Origin of the sequence: Dyella sp. (genome assembly GCF_035508675.1) — a bacterium.
Taxonomy (GTDB): Bacteria; Pseudomonadota; Gammaproteobacteria; order Xanthomonadales; family Rhodanobacteraceae; genus Dyella_B.
On the sequence record NZ_DATJMN010000339.1, the window covers coordinates 1 to 17020 of the forward strand.

The following is a 17020-nucleotide window of genomic DNA, read 5'->3' on the forward strand; positions in this document are numbered from 1 at the left end:
CATCGGCTTTTCGTCCACCCGATCGAGCGGTGCCTGCCGCAATGCCTTGTGTGGCAGCACCGTGATATCGAAGGGAAGATGGTCGGCAGCGAACAGCAGTACCGGATATTCGACCTGTTCGTCGCGGGTCACACGCAAGCGGCGCGTCTGCATTTCGAACGGCACGCCCTGCTCGCGCAGATAGATGCCGACGGCTTCGGGATCGTCGCTGAAGACGTGCAGGCATACCGCCGAATGCGCATCGGCTGTGCCTTCCAGCACGGCGCCGACCAGGCGCGGTTCGAAGCGTTGCAGGAAACGCATTGCTTCGACTGCGGCTTCACGCCGTTCTCTGAGCAATTTGGGTTGGCTTTCTGACTGGAACAGGCGCTGATGCTCGCGCAGGGCCTGTTCGATCTCGTGGTTGCGGGGAAGCGCTTGCTCGTCCAGTACGCCGAGCCGTTCGGCGGCCTTGCGCTTGGCGCGGTGGAAGTCGCGGATGCCGTGTTCGCTCATCAGGCGCGCCGCCTCCTGGGCGACGCGTAGCCGATTGCGCTGCACACGGTCTTGCGCGTGGATACGATGATGCTCACCTCGTGCCATGCTGCGACCCTCTTGTAGTGTGCGGGGGCAGGGCAAGCCTACAGCAAAAAGTTAGAAGATATCGTTAGTCTGCTGTTGATCCTGGTTTTGTTGCTGCTGCTGCGTGGCCAGATTGTGCAGGCGGTCGATGTCTTCCACCTTGAAGATTTCCTGCATGGCATCGGGATCGCCCTGAGTGGTGGGCAGGCCGCTTTCGCGGTTGATCAGCATGGTGGTGATGCCTGGTGGCATGGGCAGGCTCTTCTCGGGCAGGCCCTTGAGCACGTCACCCATGTAGTCGATCCAGATCGGCAAGGCTGCCTTGGCGCCGAACTCACCCTTGCCCAACGAGCTGAAATCGTCAAAGCCCACCCACACGGCGGTCGACAGATCGCCGTTGAAGCCGACGAACCAGGCATCGCGATGGTCGTTGGTCGAGCCGGTCTTGCCGGCCAGGTCCTTGCGGTTGAGTGCTTTTGCCGCGTAGCCCGTGCCCATGGGCGACTGGATGACGTCCTTCATCAGCGAGGTGACCAGGTAATCGTTGCGAATATCGATCACATGCGGAGCCAGCGCCGGTGGTGCCGCGCCGTTGTTGTGCACGTCGGCCGGCAGTGCTGTTTGGCCGGCCATGGCCACGCTGGTGGCAGGCGCGGGGGCATTGGATGAGCTTGCCGATACGCCGTTGGTCAGCATATTGGCCGGCGGCGGCGCAGGCGGGCTGTTTTGCAGCAGCCGCTCCGAGCAGTCCGCGCAGGCGCGGGCCGGATTGGCGACGTAGACCGGCTTGCCGTCACGGTCGTCGATTTCGTCGATGAAGTACGGCGTGGTCAGGTAGCCGCCGTTGGCGAATACGGCAAATCCGCGCGCCATGCTCAGTGGCGACACCGAGGCCGTGCCAAGCGCCATCGACAGGTTGTTCGGCAGCGCATCGAGCGGGAAGCCGAAGCGCGTGACGTAATCGCGCGTGTAGCGCACACCGATCGCATCGAGCAGCCGCACGGAGACCAGGTTTTTCGATTCGATCAGCGCCTCGCGCAGGCGCATGGGGCCGGCAAACTTGTCGTCGTCGTTGTTCGGCGTCCACAGGCCGTTCGGCTGCGAGGGGTCGGGCAGGGCAATTGGCGAGTCGTTGATGATCGAGGCCGGCGTATAGCCGCGCTCGAACGCCGCCGAGTAGATGAAGGGCTTGAAGCTCGAACCCGGCTGGCGCGCGGCCATCACCGCGCGGTTGAACTTGCTGCGCTGGAAGTTGAAGCCGCCGACCAGCGACTGGATCGCGCCATTCTCCGGGTCGAGCGATACCAGCGCAGCCTGGGCCTTCGGAATCTGCGTCAGCTGCCACGCACCTTTGTCGTCGTGGATCACGCGGATGATGTCGCCCGGCTTGAGCACGGTGTCGACCCGGGTGGGGGTGGCGCCCACGCGGTTTTCATTGATATAGGGGCGAGCCCAGTCCATGGCCTTCAGATCCAGCTTGATCACCTGCTTGTCGGGCAGGAAGACCGAGGCTTCGGTGCTGGAGGAGGCGATGACCAGGCCCGGCGTCAGCCCCGCCACGTCCATGTAGCTGGAGAGCAGGTTGCTGTAGTCGCTGTCGCTGGCGTTTGGCGGCAGTTCCTCGTGGGCTTCCGGCCCCCGCCAGCCATGGCGATGGTCGTAAACGGCCAGGCCGTCGCGTACGGCAGCTACTGCCGCTTGTTGTCGGGTACTGACAAGAGTGGTCTTGATCACGTAGCCCTCGGTCAGCGCGTCGTTGCCGAGGCGGTCCAGCGCCTGCAATCGCGCCATTTCGGCTACGTAGGGGGCGTCTACCTGGATCGGCTGCTCGTGCGGGGCGGCATCGTCCGGCGCGTGGATCGCCTCATCGTATTGCGCCTGGTTGATGTAACGGTGTTCCAGCATCTGGCCCAGCACCCAGTTGCGGCGGGTGACCAGGCGGGGGATGTTGGTGAGGGGGTTGACCGCCGAGGGCAGCTGGAAGGTGGAGGCAATGGCGGCGCACTGGGCAATCGTGAGCTGGTCGAGCCGTTTGCCGTAGTAGTACTCCGCCGCCGCCGCGACGCCGTAGGAGCGGTGTCCCAGGAACATCTTGTTGAGATACAGCTCCAGGATCTGGTCCTTGGTGAGCGCACTCTCCATACGCAAGGCGATGAACATCTCGATCAGCTTGCGGGAATAGAGCTTTTCCGGGCTCAGGAAGAAGTTGCGCGCCACCTGCTGTGTAATGGTAGAGCCGCCCTGGGTCTTGTTGCCGCCGGAGGCCACCACATGGAAGCCGGCGCGCATCACGCCGCGCCAATCCACGCCAGGATGAGTATAGAAATCAGCATCTTCCGCCGATAGCACCGCATGCTTGAGCATGTCCGGCACCTGCTCGATGGAGACCGGGATGCGGCGCGTCTCGCCGAATGTGGCGATCAGCTTGCCGTCCGCGGTGACCACCCGGAGCGGAACTTGCATGTGATAGTCCTTGAGCACATCCACCGACGGAATGCGCGGAGAGACTAGCCAATAGGCCACCCCGATGGCCGCGGCGACCATCAGGAGTCCGCTGAAGCCCAGGATCAGCAGCCAGCGCAGCAGGGCTTTAAAAAATCGCGTCATGTGGTTGTTGTAGCGAGACTTGAGTCAAAACAGACCAAAGTATAGATGTAGCAGTATGGGGGGTATCAGCAGCCGGTTAGCAAAACCTTAATCGCGGCACGGGCGGATTGGTCCAAATGTGCAGGACATCACGCCAAAAGTCTCGAAGAAGATCGCGTAGGCCGTTGCTATTGCGTCAATTTTTGGATTTAATGGCCCGGCAATCCTGCCAGTAACTGGCGGAAGCGCCAGGGGTCAAGGGGGAAACGTCGTGGGGCTCTTTACACCCAAGAAGCCGCCGCTGGTCGGCGTCGACATTAGCTCGACTGCCGTAAAGCTGCTGCAGCTCAGCCAGGCAGGAGGTCGCTATCGCGTGGAGCACTACGCGATCGAGCCGCTGCCCCCTAATGCCGTGGTCGAAAAAAACATCGTCGAGGTCGAGGCGGTAGGCGAAGCAGTCCGCCGCGCGTTGTCGCGATCCGGCGCCAAGGTCAAGCACGCCGCCGCGGCGGTTGCCGGTTCCGCCGTGATCACGCGCATCGTGCCGATGCCCGCCGAGTTGTCGGAGGAGGATCTGGAAGGTCAGATCCAGGTCGAAGCGAACCAGTACATTCCGTACCCGATCGAGGAAGTGAGCCTTGATTTCGAGGTGCTCGGGCCGGTGCGTGACAACCCCGAAATGAACAACATTCTGCTGGCTGCCTCGCGCACGGAGAATGTGGACATGCGCGTGGCTGCGCTGGACCTGGGCGGTCTCACCGCGCAGGTGATCGACGTGGAGGCCTTCGCGATGGAGAACGCCTTCACCCTGATCGCCGATCAGCTGAATGTCGGACGCGATGCGCTGGTGGCGGTGATCGATATCGGCGCCACCATGACGACGCTGTCGGTGCTGAAGAACCAGCGCACCATCTACTCGCGCGAGCAGGTGTTCGGCGGCAAGCAGCTCACCGACGAAATCATGCGCCGCTACGGCCTTTCCTACGAGGAAGCCGGCCGCGCCAAGCGCAAGGGCGGCCTGCCGGAATCCTACGAGACCGAAGCACTGCAGCCGTTCAAGGAATCGCTGGTGCAGCAGATCAGCCGCTTGCTGCAGTTCTTCTATGCTGGCAGTGAATTCAGCAAGGTCGATCAAGTGGTGCTGGCCGGCGGTTGCGCGTCGATCGAAGGGATCAGCGCGATGCTCGAAGAGCAGCTTGGTCTGCCCTGCGTGGTGGCCAATCCGTTGGCGCGCATGTCGCTCTCCAGTCGGGTGCAGGCACAGTCGCTGACCCAGGATGCCCCGGCACTGATGATCGCGGTCGGACTCGCCATGAGGAGTTTCGACTGATGGCACACATCAACCTGCTTCCTTGGCGTGCCGAGCGCCGCAAGATCCGGCAGCGCGAGTTCTTCATGCAGCTCGCCGCCGCGGGTTTGGTCGCCATCGGCGTGCTGTTCCTGTGGTGGTTCTGGATGGACATGCGCATCGATAACCAGAATGACCGAAACGCCTACCTGCAGGATCAGATCAAGCAGGTCGATGCACGGCTGGACAAGATCAAGGATCTGGAAAAAGTCCGCGCCCAGTTGCTGGCACGCAAGCAGATCATCGAACAGCTGCAGGCCAACCGTTCGCAGATGGTGCACTTGTTTGACGAGCTGGTGAAAACCGTTCCAGGCAGCGTACGCCTGACCTCGATCAAGCAAGCGGGTGATCAGATGGCGCTGGGTGGCGTGGCGCAATCCAACGCCAGCGTGGCCGAGTACATGCGCAATATCGAAGCGTCGCCGTGGATGGGGCAGGCCGATCTCAGCAAGACCGAGAACAGCCATGACGCCACGCGCATGCCGTATAGCTTCGGCCTGACCGTGACGCTGTCCAAGCCCAAGGATGATGGTGCTGGGCAGGGTGCTTCCGGTCTGGCCTCGTCGAGCACGAGGGAGTATCGCGATATACCCCCGGCACCGGTTCCGCACACGCCAGCAGAACGCGCGATGACTGATGCGATGATAAAGGCGCTGGAAGAGGGACAGAACAAACCTGGCGCCACGCCAGCGATACGCGCGCGAGACGCTGCGATGGTAAAGGCGTTGAAAGAGGCGGAGGCGAAAGCCGACCAATCCGCACAAGCGAAAGCGGGAACGGCACCGGCCAGCGTGACGACCGCGGGAGGGGCCAAATAATGAAACTCCTCGACGATCTGCGCAGTCTCGACCGCAACAACATCGGCGGCTGGCCGAAGTCGGTCAAGACGTTTTTCACGGTGTTGCTGTTCCTCGTGCTCGGGCTTGTCGGCTGGTACACGGTCATCAGTGACCAACAGGACCAACTACAGACGCTTGCCAACAAGGAAGTGCAGCTCAAGAAAGAGTTTTCCGAGAAGCAGGCCAAGTCGGTCAATCTCGAAGCCCTGCAGCAGCAGCTGGATGAAATGAAGGACATGCTGCGCCAGCTGCTGCGTCAGTTGCCCAGCAAGACCGAAATGCCCGAACTGCTGGTGGACGTATCGCAGACTGCCTTGTCGGCGGGCCTGCAACAGGAACTGTTCCAGCCGGGTACCGAAATTCCGAAGGACTTCTACGCGGAAAAGCCGATCCAGCTGAAGATGATCGGTACGTACCACCAGTTCGGCGCCTTCATCAGCGGCGTGGCTTCGCTGCCGCGCGTAGTGATCCTCACCATGCACGATGTCTCGCTGACGCCGCTCAATCCGCCGGCCAAGGGCGCGGAACCCGCGTCCAACCAGCTGCTGGTCTTGCAGGGCACGGTAAAGACCTACCGTTACCTCGAGGACTCCGAAACCAGCGAGGGGAACAAGGCGAAGAAGGCCGGGGGGCGGAAATGAGAGTCATGACTGCCATGAAGCCGATTAACCTGGCCAAGCTGTCATTGCTGATCGCTACCGCGCTGGTGTTGGGTGGTTGCACGAGCGGCATGTCCGACCTGCGCGACTGGGTGGCGCAGGAAAAAGCCAAGCGCGGTGCGCCGATCCCACCGTTGCCGGTGATCAAGACCTTCGAAAGCTTCACCTATAACGACCAGGACAAGCGCGACCCGTTCAGTCCCAGCCAGGACGAGTTGAACCAGGGCAGCGGCCCGCGTCCGGATGCAGGCCGGCCACGCCAACCGCTTGAAGCCTACTCGCTGGATAGCCTGAGGATGGTTGGCACGATTGGTGCCGGTTCCACCATGGAAGCACTCATCAAAGATCCTGGCGGAGTGATCCATCGCGTGCACATCAACGAATACATGGGCCAGAACTACGGCCGCGTCACCGCCATCAACGGTGACCACGTCGACCTGGTCGAATTGGTTTCCAACGGCAATGGCGGCTGGATGGAACGTCCGGCCAGCATCGCGCTCGAGGCGAAATAGGAATACAGGGGCTGTGCAATGACTAATCCAAATCAACCAGTCCGGAGTCGCGCCATGCACCTGGCCAGCCGTTGCCTGATTACCATCGTGGCGTTGGGTTCGGCCGTCTGGGCAACGGCCGCCGCCGCCAGCACGCTGCAGAACATCACCTACAAGACGCTGCCGGGTGGCCGCGTCGAGTTGCGCATGAGCTTTGACAGCAACCAGGTGCCGCAGCCGAATATCTTCACCACCGAAACGCCGCCGCGTATCGCAGTCGATTTCCCGGATACCACCAATGACGCAGCACGCCATCAGGATATCGGCGTGGGCACCACCACTGGCGTATCGGCAGTGTCCGCTGGCGGACGCACCCGCGTCGTGGTCGAGCTCATGCAGGCGTCAAGCTACAAGTCTCGCGTGGAAGGCAACAGCCTCGTACTGGTGGTCAACAACGGCACGCAGTCGCAGCCGGTGACGACGGCGGCCACTATCGATCCGTCGAAGGCACTGCCGTCGGCGCTCAACGGACCGGCAGTCAGCAACATCGACTTCCAGCGTGGTGCGAATGGCTCCGGTCGCGTGCTGATCAACTTCAGCGGTACCGGCGCCACGGCCAACATGCGCCGCGAAAACGGCGACATTGCCGTGGACATTACCAATGCGCAGCTTCCAGCCAGCCAGGCGCAGCGCCTGAACGTGCTCGACTTCGCCACGCCGGTGCAGTCGATTTCGCCCAAGTCCACGCCGAACGGCGCGCATATCGACATCGCCTACAGCGGCGACGTGGATGTGTCTTCCTATCAGACCGGCAATCAGTATGTGGTCGAAGTGACGCCGAAGAAGCAGGAGGCGAAGAACACCAATCCTGCATCCATGGCGCAGCCGGTCTACACCGGTAGCCGCGTGACCTTCAACTTCCAGGACATTCCGGTGCGTTCCGCCTTGCAGCTGCTGGCTGACGTGTCGGGCTTGAACCTGGTGGCTTCCGACACGGTAGGTGGCAGCGTCACGCTGCGCCTGGTGAACGTGCCATGGGATCAGGCGCTGGATGTGATCCTGCGTGCCAAGGACCTGGACAAGCGCCGTGATGGCAACGTGATCTGGATTGCGCCGCAGAAAGAGCTGGCCAATTACGAACAAAGCCTGGCCGATGCGCGCTTCAAGGCGCAGGACACGGCGCCGCTGATCACCACCTACATCCCGATCAGCTACGGCAAAGCACAGGACATTGCCAAGCTGCTGACCACCGGTGCGCAGCAGAACAGCCTGGGTGGCGGCGCTGCGGCGAGCGGTGCAGCGGGCGGCCATATGGGCTTCCTCTCGCCGCGTGGCAGCGTCACTTTCGACCAGCGCACCAACACCTTGCTGCTCAACGATACGGCGGAAAAGACCACCGAGATCCGGGCGATCGTGGCTGAGCTGGATCGTCCGGTGCAGCAGGTGCTGATCGAATCGCGCATCGTGATCGCGACCGACGACTTCGAGCGTGATTTGGGTGTGCAGTGGGGGATCAACGGCACGCACATCAATCCGAGCGGCCAGCAGCTGTCGGTGGGTAGCGGCCTTCTGCCCGCCACCACGAGCGGTACGACCACCACCACCTACAACGGTCTGCAGAATTACCAGCAGGTCAATCTGCCGGCGACACCGACCACCGGCACGGCCTCGACCATTGCGGCCGCCATCCTGGGCAAGAACTATGCACTGGACCTGGAGCTGTCCGCATCGCAGGCCGAAGGGCGCAGCCAATTGGTGTCCAGCCCGCGTGTGATCACTGCCAACCAGCAGGAGGCGGACATCCGCCAGGGTCAGGAAATCGGCTACGTCACCTATCAGAACAGCGTGGGTGGTGGCGGTGCCAGCGGTACGGCCACCGTGGCGTTCAAGGATGCGGTCCTGGAACTCAAGGTCACCCCGACCATCACCGCCGACAATCGCGTTTTCCTGGCGATCAACGTCAACAAGGACTCGCTGCACAACTACATCACGGTGCCGGGCAGCGGCCAGGTGCCGGTGATCGATACGCGCTCGCTCAATACCTCGGTGCTGGTAGATAACGGCCAGACGGTGGTGCTGGGCGGTATCTATGAAATCACCAAGACCGACACCTTGAACAAGGTGCCGTGGCTGGGCGATATTCCTGGCGTTGGCTTCCTGTTCCGCAACACGCAACGCGTCAACGACAAGGACGAGCTGCTGATCTTCGTGACGCCGCGCATCCTCAGCGACAGCCTGCAATAAGCGCGAAGCTGCATCAGAAACCAAGGGGCGGCCAGTGTGCCGCCCCTTTGCGTTGCAGGAAGCAAGCGACCAAACTTTCCTACAACACTGTGGTCTCAACCCCCACCAAGCAGTACAGGATTCTCGGATGGACATGCCCCAAATCCCCACACTCGGGCATCTGCAACACGCGTTTTCCCGCCTCCGTGACGACCTGAGGCAACAGATCATCGGCCAGCCGCGGCTCATCGACTGCCTGCTGATCGCCTTGCTGGCGGACGGTCATCTGCTGGTGGAAGGCGCGCCCGGCCTTGCCAAGACCACGGCGGTGAAGGCCTTGGCCAGCCGCGTCGATGCCGACTTCCATCGCGTGCAATTCACGCCGGACCTGCTGCCCGCCGACCTTACCGGCACCGACGTGTTCCGGCCGCAATCCGGCACGTTCGAGTTCGAGCGCGGCCCGCTGTTCCACAACATCGTGCTGGCCGATGAAATCAATCGTGCGCCGGCCAAAGTGCAATCCGCGCTGCTGGAGGCGATGGCCGAGCGGCAAATTACCGTAGGCCGCAACACCTGGCACCTGCCGGGCCTGTTCATGGTGATGGCGACGCAGAACCCGATCGAGCAGGAAGGCACGTTCGCGCTGCCCGAAGCACAGCTCGACCGCTTCGTCATGCACGTCACCATCGGTTATCCCGATGCGGCAGCCGAATTGGCCATCCTCCGGCTCGCCCGGGAGCAAGCGGGCAGGCCGGTCAGTGCAGCGGTCCCTGCTGCGCCGCTGGTGTCGCAAGAAGAGGTGTTCGCCGCACGCGCAGCCGTGCTGGGCGTGCATGTAGCGCCCGCTCTGGAGCAATACCTTGCACAGCTGGTGCTCGCTACGCGCGATGCAGGTCAATACGGTCCTGAGCTGAAACGCTGGATCGCCTGGGGCGCCAGCCCCCGCGCGACCATCGCGCTGGACCGCTGCGCCCGTGCGCAGGCATGGCTGAGCGGGCGCGATTTCGCGCTACCGGAAGACGTGCACGCCATCGCACATGAAGTACTGCGCCATCGCGTGCTGCTCAGCTTTGAGGCGGAAGCCGAAGGTATCCGCAGCGATAAGGTCATCAACCGGTTGCTCGATCTCGTTCCATTGCCGTGAGTGCAGTTGTATCCAATCCATCGGATGGCGACGGACGCGTCCGCGTTTCGCTGGCGGAGCTGATTGCCTTGCGCGGTCGCGTAGCGCGTTTGCGCATGCCGCCGCAGGATAGCCGTGCGACGCGAATGGGTCCGCAAACCAGCCGTCTATACGGCCGCGGCATGGATTACGCCGAATCGCGCGCTTATCAACCCGGTGACGACGTACGGCGCCTGGACTGGCGCTTGACCGCACGCAGCGGTCGCCTGCATACCAAGCTGTTTCAGGAAGAGCGCGAGGGACAGCTGCTGATCCTGCTCGACCAGCATCCAAGCATGCGCTTTGGTACTCGCGTGCGCTTCAAGTCCGTGCAGGCTGCCCGTGCCGCCGCGCTGGCGGCATGGCATGCGGTCAAGGCCGGTGAGCGCGTGGGCTTGATGGTGTTCGGCGAAAGCAGTCATCTGCAACGTCCGCGTGGCGGCTTGCGTGGCGCATTGGATGTCTGTGGGGCGCTGGCCAACTGCGATGCGGTCGCCTCCGGCCAAAGCCAGCCGTTGTCGCAGGCGCTACAGCACGTGATCAAGCTTCGGCACGGCGCCAATCGGGTATTGTTGATCAGCGATGGGCAAAGCAGTGATCAAGCCGCACGTGACCGGCTGCTTGAAATGATGCGCCATACGGCCATACGTTCGCTCATCGTCGCCGATGCGCTGGAGCTACAACCGGCGCCAGCCGGTAGTTACCCCGTCGAACATCACGGCGAACGCCGGCGCTTGATCCTGCAGACGGCACATCAGCGCGAAAGCTTCCAGCACAGCCTGGGCGAAGGACTGGCACGGCTCGCAGGCACGCTCACATCGCTCGGCATTCCTTATCGCACCATCGATACCGCCGCCGATCCGCTGGAAGCGGTCTGCGCACTGCTGCGCCATGCCGGAGAACGGCGATGAGCATGCCATTGCCGCAAACTCCGCTGCCGTTGCGTGACATCCATCTGCCGCCCAATCCGCCGTGGTGGCCGCCAGCACCGGGATGGTGGGTATTGCTGGCAGTGGTCTGCGTGCTGCTGGTGGTGGGCTTCGGGCTCTATCGCAGGGCACGCCGCGCGCGCATCTGGCGGGAACGCGTCCTCGCCGAGATCCGGCAATTGAGTGATCGCCATCCGCGCGACGATATGGCTTACGCTGCCGCATTGCATCAACTGTTGCGGCGAGCCGCATGGCGCTACTCGGCTGATGCGCATCATCTACAAGGTGAGCCATGGCGACGCGTGTTGGCCCAGGTACCGATCGATAGCGCAACGCTCGATACGCTGATGACGCTCGAAGCGCGCATGTACCAGCCGCATGCCGAGTTCAATCGCGTCGCCGTCGAAGCGGCTGTCCATCGCTGGTTGCACGCGGCCTGGCGACGCATGAAACCGCTGGAGCAGAACCATGCCTGAGTTCGCATGGCCCTGGGTGTTTGCGCTGCTGCCGCTGCCGTGGCTGATCTGGCGCGTCCTGAAACCTGCATCGCCAGGACAGGCGTTGCGTTTGCCGCATGCCTCGCTGTCGTGGAGCATCGGCGAGCATCCATCCACACGTAGCGCGGCGTCCTGGCTGTTGGTATTGGGATGGCTCGCGCTGCTCGCCGCTGCCGCACGGCCGCAGATCATTGGCCCGCCGCAAGCGCAAATGCATAGCGGGCGTGCCATGATGATCGCGGTCGATCTTTCCGGCAGCATGGAGACGCCCGACATGGTGTTGGGCGGCCAACAGTTGAGCCGCTTCGGCGCCGTGGAAGCGATCGCGGGCGATTTCATTGCACGTCGCAGCGGTGACGAACTTGGCCTGGTCTTGTTTGGCACGCATGCTTATTTGGTAACGCCGCTCACCTATGATCTCAACGCCGTGCGCGCGCAATTGCGCAGCGCCGCGGTGGGATTGCCTGGTACCGAAACCGCCATCGGCGATGCGATTGCCGTCGCCGTGAAGCGATTGGCCGCGCTGCCGGTGCAGGCCCGCGTGCTGATTCTGTTGACCGATGGCGTCAACAATTCCGGCAGCATCTCGCCGCAGGATGCCGCGCGCGCCGCCAAGGCTGCCGGCGTGCGCATCTACACCATTGGCATCGGCGCCACGCGCATGGTGGTGCCGGGTTTTTTCGGCGACAGCGTGGTCAATCCATCGGCCGATCTGGACGCAGACATGCTCACCTATATCGCGCATGAAACCGGCGGCCAGTTCTATCGCGCGACCGATGGCAACCAGCTCGCCGATGCCTATCGCGCTATCGACGCCTTGGAGCCGATGCCGCAGCAAGGACGTGAATTTCGCCTGCACCATGAACTGTTCCGCATACCGCTTGCCGTGGCGGGCATCTGCCTGCTGCTGGGCTTGTGCTGGCCGCGCCTGAAAGGAGTTGGCGCATGAGCGAAGCCCTGCATCAGTTTCATTTTCTGCAACCACTATGGTTGTTCGGTTTGCTCGCGCTGCCGTTGTTGATAGGGTTCTGCATGCGCGGCGATGCGGCGCAACGTGCGCTAAGCCGGTTGGCCGATCCGGCGCTGCTGCCGTATCTGATCGGCGGCGAAAAGCGTCGTACCCGCGCTCCCTCCGGATTGCTCGCCCTCGGTTGGACCTTGGGCATCTTGGCCTTGGCCGGCCCTACGTGGAGCCGGGTGACGGAGCCGATGTTCAACGATCGCGCTGCGCAGGTGGTGGCGCTGTCGCTGTCGAAACATATGCTGGCCCGCGACGTGCAACCCAGCCGCATCGAACGCGCACGCTACAAAGTGCGCGATCTGTTGATGGCCAACCGGGATGGCTTGAATGCGCTGATCGGCTACGCTGGTCAATCGTTCGTGGTCGCGCCGTTGTCCAGCGATGCGCACAGCCTGGATTCACTGCTGGAAGCGATGTCGCCGAGCGTGATGCCGGTCGACGGCGATAACGCTGCCCAGGCCATCGAACAAGGCGTGAAACTGATTCACGACGCCAAGCTTGCCGGCGGCTCGATCGTGCTGGTGACCGACGATGCCGATACCGCGGCGCAAGCTGCGGCACGTGCGGCGCTGGTTTCCGGCGTGCACGTTTCCGTGCTGGGTATCGGCACCACCCAAGGCGCGCCGATCGCCAGCGGCGACGGCGGTTTCGTGCACGATGACCAGGGCAACATCGCCATGGCCCGCCGCAACGATGGCGCTCTGCAGGCGCTTGCCGCAGCAGGCGGCGGCCGCTATGTGCCGATGAGCGACAATGCCGACGACATTGCCGCCCTGCACGCGCAATTGCATCCTGCGCAGCATGCGTCAGTGGCGGAAGGGCAGGAAGCCGACGTGTGGCAAGACCGCGGCCCCTGGTTGCTGCTGCCGCTGCTGCTGGTGGCAGCCATGGCGTTCCGCCGCGGCTGGGTCTTGCTGGTGGTTCTGATCCTGCTGCCGCTGCTGCCGCCGACCGCCAATGCATCCGGTTGGCGCGATTGGTGGCAGCGTCCGGACCAACAAGCAGCGAGCGCATTGCGCCAGGGCCATGCCGCCAAGGCACAGCAGCTGGCCAAGGACCCTGCGTGGCGTGGCGCGGCGGCCTATCGTGCCGGCGACTACACAGCGGCGGAACAGGCGCTGCAGCAAGCCAAAGGTGCGGACGCGCCTTATAACCTCGGCAATGCACTTGCCAGGCTTGGTCGTTATCACGATGCGATCAAGGCGTACGATCGCGCGTTGCAAATCAACCCGCATAATGACGATGCGCAAGCCAACCGCAAGCTGGTCGAAGAAGCGTTGCGCAAGCAGCAGCAAACCTCGTCCTCGTCGCCGCAACAACAACACGCGGGCGGACAGAATGGCCAGAGCAAACAGAACGGACAGGGCGGGTCGTCTTCCGGCCAGCCACAGCAAGATCAAAATCAGCAGAACGGCCAGTCCGGGCAGCAACAACAAGGTGACCAGCCTCAAAACGGCCAGGGACAGGGCCAGCAGCAACAGGCCGACGCACAACAGGGCAATGGGAAACAGAACGCGCCACCAGCCGCAAGCACACAACAACCACGCGATGCGCAACACGACATGAGCCGTTCGACAGCGCAAGACGCATCCAGGTCCCCAGCCCCGGCCTCCAGCAGCGAACGGGCACAAGCCAGCAAGGCGCAGCAGGGCTTGCAGGCGCAGATGGACCAGGCGCTGGCCGGCGAGCAGAAGAAAGCGTCCACCCCGCCTGCGCATGAATTGGGTGCGGTGGACAGCGACGATCCGCTGTCGAAACTACCCAACGATGTGCGCCGCGATCTGCAGCGCGTGCCGGACGATCCTGGTGCGCTGTTGCGAAGAAAATTCGAGCTGGAATACCGCGAGCGCATGGGCGCGCAACCGGTGGAAGGAGATCAGCCGTGAAATACCGTTGGCTGCTGTGGCTTTGCCTGCTATTGCCGTGGACGGCCATGGCCGCCCAGGTGCAGGCCACGCTGGACCGCAATGACGTGCATCTGGGCGAAACCGTCACGCTCAACCTGCGTATCACCGACGCCGTCACGGCAAGCACGCCGGATCTCAGCGCCCTGGATCGCGATTTCGAAGTGCTGGGCACCTCGACCAGCAGCTCGCTCAGCATCATCAACGGCAAGCAGAGTGCCCAGCTGATCATCGGCGTCGCGCTGCGTCCCAAGCATCAAGGCGATTTGCAGATTCCGTCGTTGACAGTCGCCGGCAGCCAGACCCAGCCGTTGACCTTGCATGTCGACCCGCCCGATAGCTCGGCAGGCGGCCATGCCGGCCAGGATGTGTTCGTCGAGGCACAAGCAAGCACACAGCATGCTTATGTCGGGCAGCAGATTCTCTACACCGTGCGGCTGTTTTATGCCGGCGATCTCAGCGGCGGTAGCCTGCCCAATCCGGATGTCGCCGACGCCGACCTGCGCCAGCTTGGCAACGACGTCAATTACGAAGCAGAACGCAACGGCCGCCGTTATCACGTCGTCGAGCGCCGCTATGCCATGACACCGCGCCATGCCGGTTCCCTGCTCATTCCGTCCATTGAGTTCCAGGGCGAGATGCTCGATCGCAGCAATCCCAATGATCCAGGCGGCTTTTTCAATCCGGGCGGTCTGTTCGGCAACACCACACCGGTCACGGCCGATTCGCCCGAGGTAAAGATCGACGTGCAGGCGCCACCGGCGGATTGGGGCCAGACCACCTGGCTGCCCGCGCGCTCGCTGACCCTCAGCCTGCAAGGTCTGCCCAGCGACGACAAACTCACCACGGGGCAGCCGCTCAATCTGCGCCTCGTCGGGGATGCACAAGGTTTGTCGGGCGATGCACTTCCGCAACTGAGCCTGCCAGCCATCGATGGCGCCACCGTCTACCCTGATCAGCCGACCATCACCACGCATGACGACGGCGAATGGCTGACCGGCCACAGCGAACGCAGCTTCGCGATCATTCCACAGCATGCCGGCACGCTGACCATTCCGGCGATCACGCTCACCTGGTTCGACGTGCAAAGCGGGCAGAAGAAAGTCGCCACCATTCCCGCGCATACTTTCACCGTGCTGGCGGCCAGTGGCGCAGCGGCGCCAGCGGCTGCCGCTAACCCATCCATAGCAGCTTCGCCGTCGGCCGCAAGCAGCGCCACGTTGCCGGCGAACAACCTCACTGCGCCCGCGGCTGTTTCATCCGTGCCTTGGCGTTGGATCGCACTGGGCAGCCTCGCGCTCTGGCTGCTGGGTGCGGCCGTCGTCGTGTGGCTCTACGCCCGGCGCAAGCGCTCGTCCGTGGCCGTCACGCCGAAGCCTAGCGCGGCACCGGACAATTCCACTTCGGCGCAAGGGTTGCGCCAGGCTTTCCTGGAATCGGCACGTGGCGATGATCGCGCCGTGCAGGCGCGGCGCTTGCTCGCGTGGGCGCGCGCGGAGCGTCCTGGTTTGCGCAGTCTGGGCCAGGTGGCCGAAGCCTTGGCTTCCGCTGCGCAGCGTGCGGCGATTGAGCTGCTGCAGCGCGAGCAATATGCCGGTGTATCGGCGGACAGACGCACCGATCTCGCGGCGATCTTCGCCAAGGGGTTCGTGTGGCAGCAAGCCGAAAACGCCGACGCCGACTCGCCGCTGCCGCCGCTTTATCCGTTCAAGCTCGACTGAACCGCGGCATCGCCTACAACGCTGCTCGCCAGATTGCCGCCATGCGCTCGTCAAAGCAGCAAAGCTGCACCTCCATGGCGGGATGGATGGCCAGCAACTCGCGCAAACTGGCCATCGCCACCCGCGCCGCTTGTTCCGGCGGATAGCCGTAGACACCGCAGCTGATGGCGGGAAAGGCGATGCTGCGTACCTCATGTCTGGCGGCCAAGGCGATGGACGAGCGATAGCACTGCGCCAACAGCTCGGCTTCTCCATGGTGGCCGCCTTTCCATACCGGCCCCACCGTATGGACTACGTAGCGCGCCGGCAGCAGAAAGCCCGGCGTGATGCGTGCTTCGCCGGTCGGGCAGCGTACGCCGGGGGCGACCTGCGGCAAGGCTTTGCAAGCTTCCAGCAAGCCTGGGCCGGCGGCGCGGTGGATGGCGCCATCGACGCCGCCGCCGCCCAGCAACGTGGGGTTTGCAGCGTTCACGATGGCGTCCAGCGCCAGCCGGGTCAGGTCGGAAGTGACAACGCTAAGGGCCATATTTGGGCTTATGCTTGGACCACGTGTTGCTTTGCTAGGCGTCTGCATCATGCCAAAGACGGAAGATATCTCTTTCGGTTACTTGCTGAATGACATCACCCTGCTGTTTCGCAAGCATTTTGACCGCCGGGCGGTGAAATTCGGTTTGACGCGCGCCCAATGGCGCGCCACCAAAATGCTGTATCACCGCGAGGGCTTGCGGCAGACCGAGTTGGCTGAGTTCCTGGAAATGGAGCCGATTGCTGTGGGCCGCGTCATCGACCGCCTGCAAGCGGCCGGTTTCGTGGAACGCCGGCCCGATCCCAAGGATCGCCGTGCCTGGCGCCTGTATACCACCGCGCAGGCCAGCGAAGTGATCGACGACATGGAACTGATCGCCCGCGAGTTGCGGCGCGAATGCACGGCAGGCATCACCTACGAGGAAATGGCGCAGGCGATGGACGTGCTGACGCGACTGAAGGAAAACCTGCAGGCGCTCGATACGGCCGAAGCACCGGCCGAGCGCGAGGGAGACGCCGTGGTGGCGTCGCCTTTGAACGAAGAAGGTTAGGGA

At 63.2% G+C, this 17020-nt stretch carries 15 protein-coding genes; 12 read left to right on the plus strand and 3 right to left on the minus strand.

Annotated elements, in window-relative coordinates:
- Together VMA74_RS18000 and VMA74_RS18005 are read right to left on the minus strand one after the other, a co-directional pair.
- Positions 1–582 (minus strand): hypothetical protein (locus VMA74_RS18000; RefSeq protein ID WP_325369470.1); only part of this gene is annotated, 582 nt, incomplete at its 3' end.
- A gap of 51 nt (positions 583–633) precedes the next feature.
- Positions 634–3168, minus strand: a complete 2535-nt coding sequence (locus VMA74_RS18005) for a penicillin-binding protein 1A (protein ID WP_325369472.1) — start codon at positions 3166–3168, stop codon at positions 634–636.
- Between the two features lie 250 nt (positions 3169–3418).
- Between VMA74_RS18005 and VMA74_RS18010 the strand changes: the two genes are divergently transcribed.
- The 11 genes from VMA74_RS18010 (at position 3419) to VMA74_RS18060 (ending at position 15941) form a co-directional block, all read left to right on the plus strand.
- Positions 3419–4477 carry a pilus assembly protein PilM gene (locus tag VMA74_RS18010; protein WP_325369474.1) on the plus strand — a complete coding sequence of 353 codons (1059 nt, stop codon included), beginning with the start codon at positions 3419–3421 and terminating at the stop codon, positions 4475–4477.
- Positions 4477–5313, plus strand: a complete 837-nt coding sequence (locus VMA74_RS18015) for a PilN domain-containing protein (RefSeq protein ID WP_325369475.1) — start codon at positions 4477–4479, stop codon at positions 5311–5313. The genes VMA74_RS18010 and VMA74_RS18015 overlap by 1 nt, the downstream gene beginning before the upstream one ends.
- Positions 5313–5975 carry a type 4a pilus biogenesis protein PilO gene (locus tag VMA74_RS18020; RefSeq protein ID WP_325369477.1) on the plus strand — a complete coding sequence of 221 codons (663 nt, stop codon included), beginning with the start codon at positions 5313–5315 and terminating at the stop codon, positions 5973–5975. The genes VMA74_RS18015 and VMA74_RS18020 overlap by 1 nt, the downstream gene beginning before the upstream one ends.
- Before the next feature lie 5 nt (positions 5976–5980).
- Positions 5981–6505: a pilus assembly protein PilP gene (locus VMA74_RS18025; RefSeq protein WP_414649636.1), complete on the plus strand. Its 525-nt coding sequence runs from the start codon at positions 5981–5983 to the stop codon at positions 6503–6505.
- Positions 6506–6559: 54 nt separating this feature from the next.
- On the plus strand, positions 6560–8728 hold the full coding sequence (gene pilQ, locus VMA74_RS18030) for a type IV pilus secretin PilQ (RefSeq protein ID WP_325369481.1): 2169 nt from the start codon (positions 6560–6562) through the stop codon (positions 8726–8728).
- 127 nt (positions 8729–8855) lie between these two features.
- The gene (locus VMA74_RS18035; protein WP_325369483.1) at positions 8856–9851 is read left to right on the plus strand and encodes a MoxR family ATPase; all 996 of its coding nucleotides are present in this window, start codon (positions 8856–8858) and stop codon (positions 9849–9851) included.
- On the plus strand, positions 9848–10780 hold the full coding sequence (locus VMA74_RS18040) for a DUF58 domain-containing protein (protein ID WP_325369485.1): 933 nt from the start codon (positions 9848–9850) through the stop codon (positions 10778–10780). The genes VMA74_RS18035 and VMA74_RS18040 overlap by 4 nt, the downstream gene beginning before the upstream one ends.
- Positions 10777–11274, plus strand: coding sequence for a DUF4381 family protein (locus tag VMA74_RS18045; RefSeq protein ID WP_325369487.1), 498 nt, complete (start codon positions 10777–10779; stop codon positions 11272–11274). The genes VMA74_RS18040 and VMA74_RS18045 overlap by 4 nt, the downstream gene beginning before the upstream one ends.
- Positions 11267–12244: a VWA domain-containing protein gene (locus tag VMA74_RS18050; RefSeq protein WP_325369489.1), complete on the plus strand. Its 978-nt coding sequence runs from the start codon at positions 11267–11269 to the stop codon at positions 12242–12244. The genes VMA74_RS18045 and VMA74_RS18050 overlap by 8 nt, the downstream gene beginning before the upstream one ends.
- A complete protein-coding gene (locus VMA74_RS18055) occupies positions 12241–14202 on the plus strand; it encodes a tetratricopeptide repeat protein (RefSeq protein ID WP_325369491.1) in 1962 nt (653 codons plus the stop codon). Before VMA74_RS18050 ends, VMA74_RS18055 begins: the two co-directional genes overlap by 4 nt.
- Entirely contained in the window at positions 14199–15941 is a 1743-nt protein-coding gene (locus tag VMA74_RS18060; protein WP_325369493.1) for a BatD family protein, read from the plus strand. Before VMA74_RS18055 ends, VMA74_RS18060 begins: the two co-directional genes overlap by 4 nt.
- 13 nt (positions 15942–15954) lie before the next feature.
- Here the strand turns inward: VMA74_RS18060 and VMA74_RS18065 are convergent, their stop codons facing one another.
- Complete coding sequence (locus tag VMA74_RS18065) at positions 15955–16467, minus strand: O-acetyl-ADP-ribose deacetylase (protein ID WP_325369495.1); 513 nt, start codon at positions 16465–16467, stop codon at positions 15955–15957.
- Between the two features lie 49 nt (positions 16468–16516).
- On the opposite strand from VMA74_RS18065, the gene VMA74_RS18070 reads away from it, so the two are divergent.
- A complete protein-coding gene (locus VMA74_RS18070) occupies positions 16517–17017 on the plus strand; it encodes a MarR family transcriptional regulator (protein WP_325369497.1) in 501 nt (166 codons plus the stop codon).
- Positions 17018–17020: the final 3 nt, after the last annotated feature.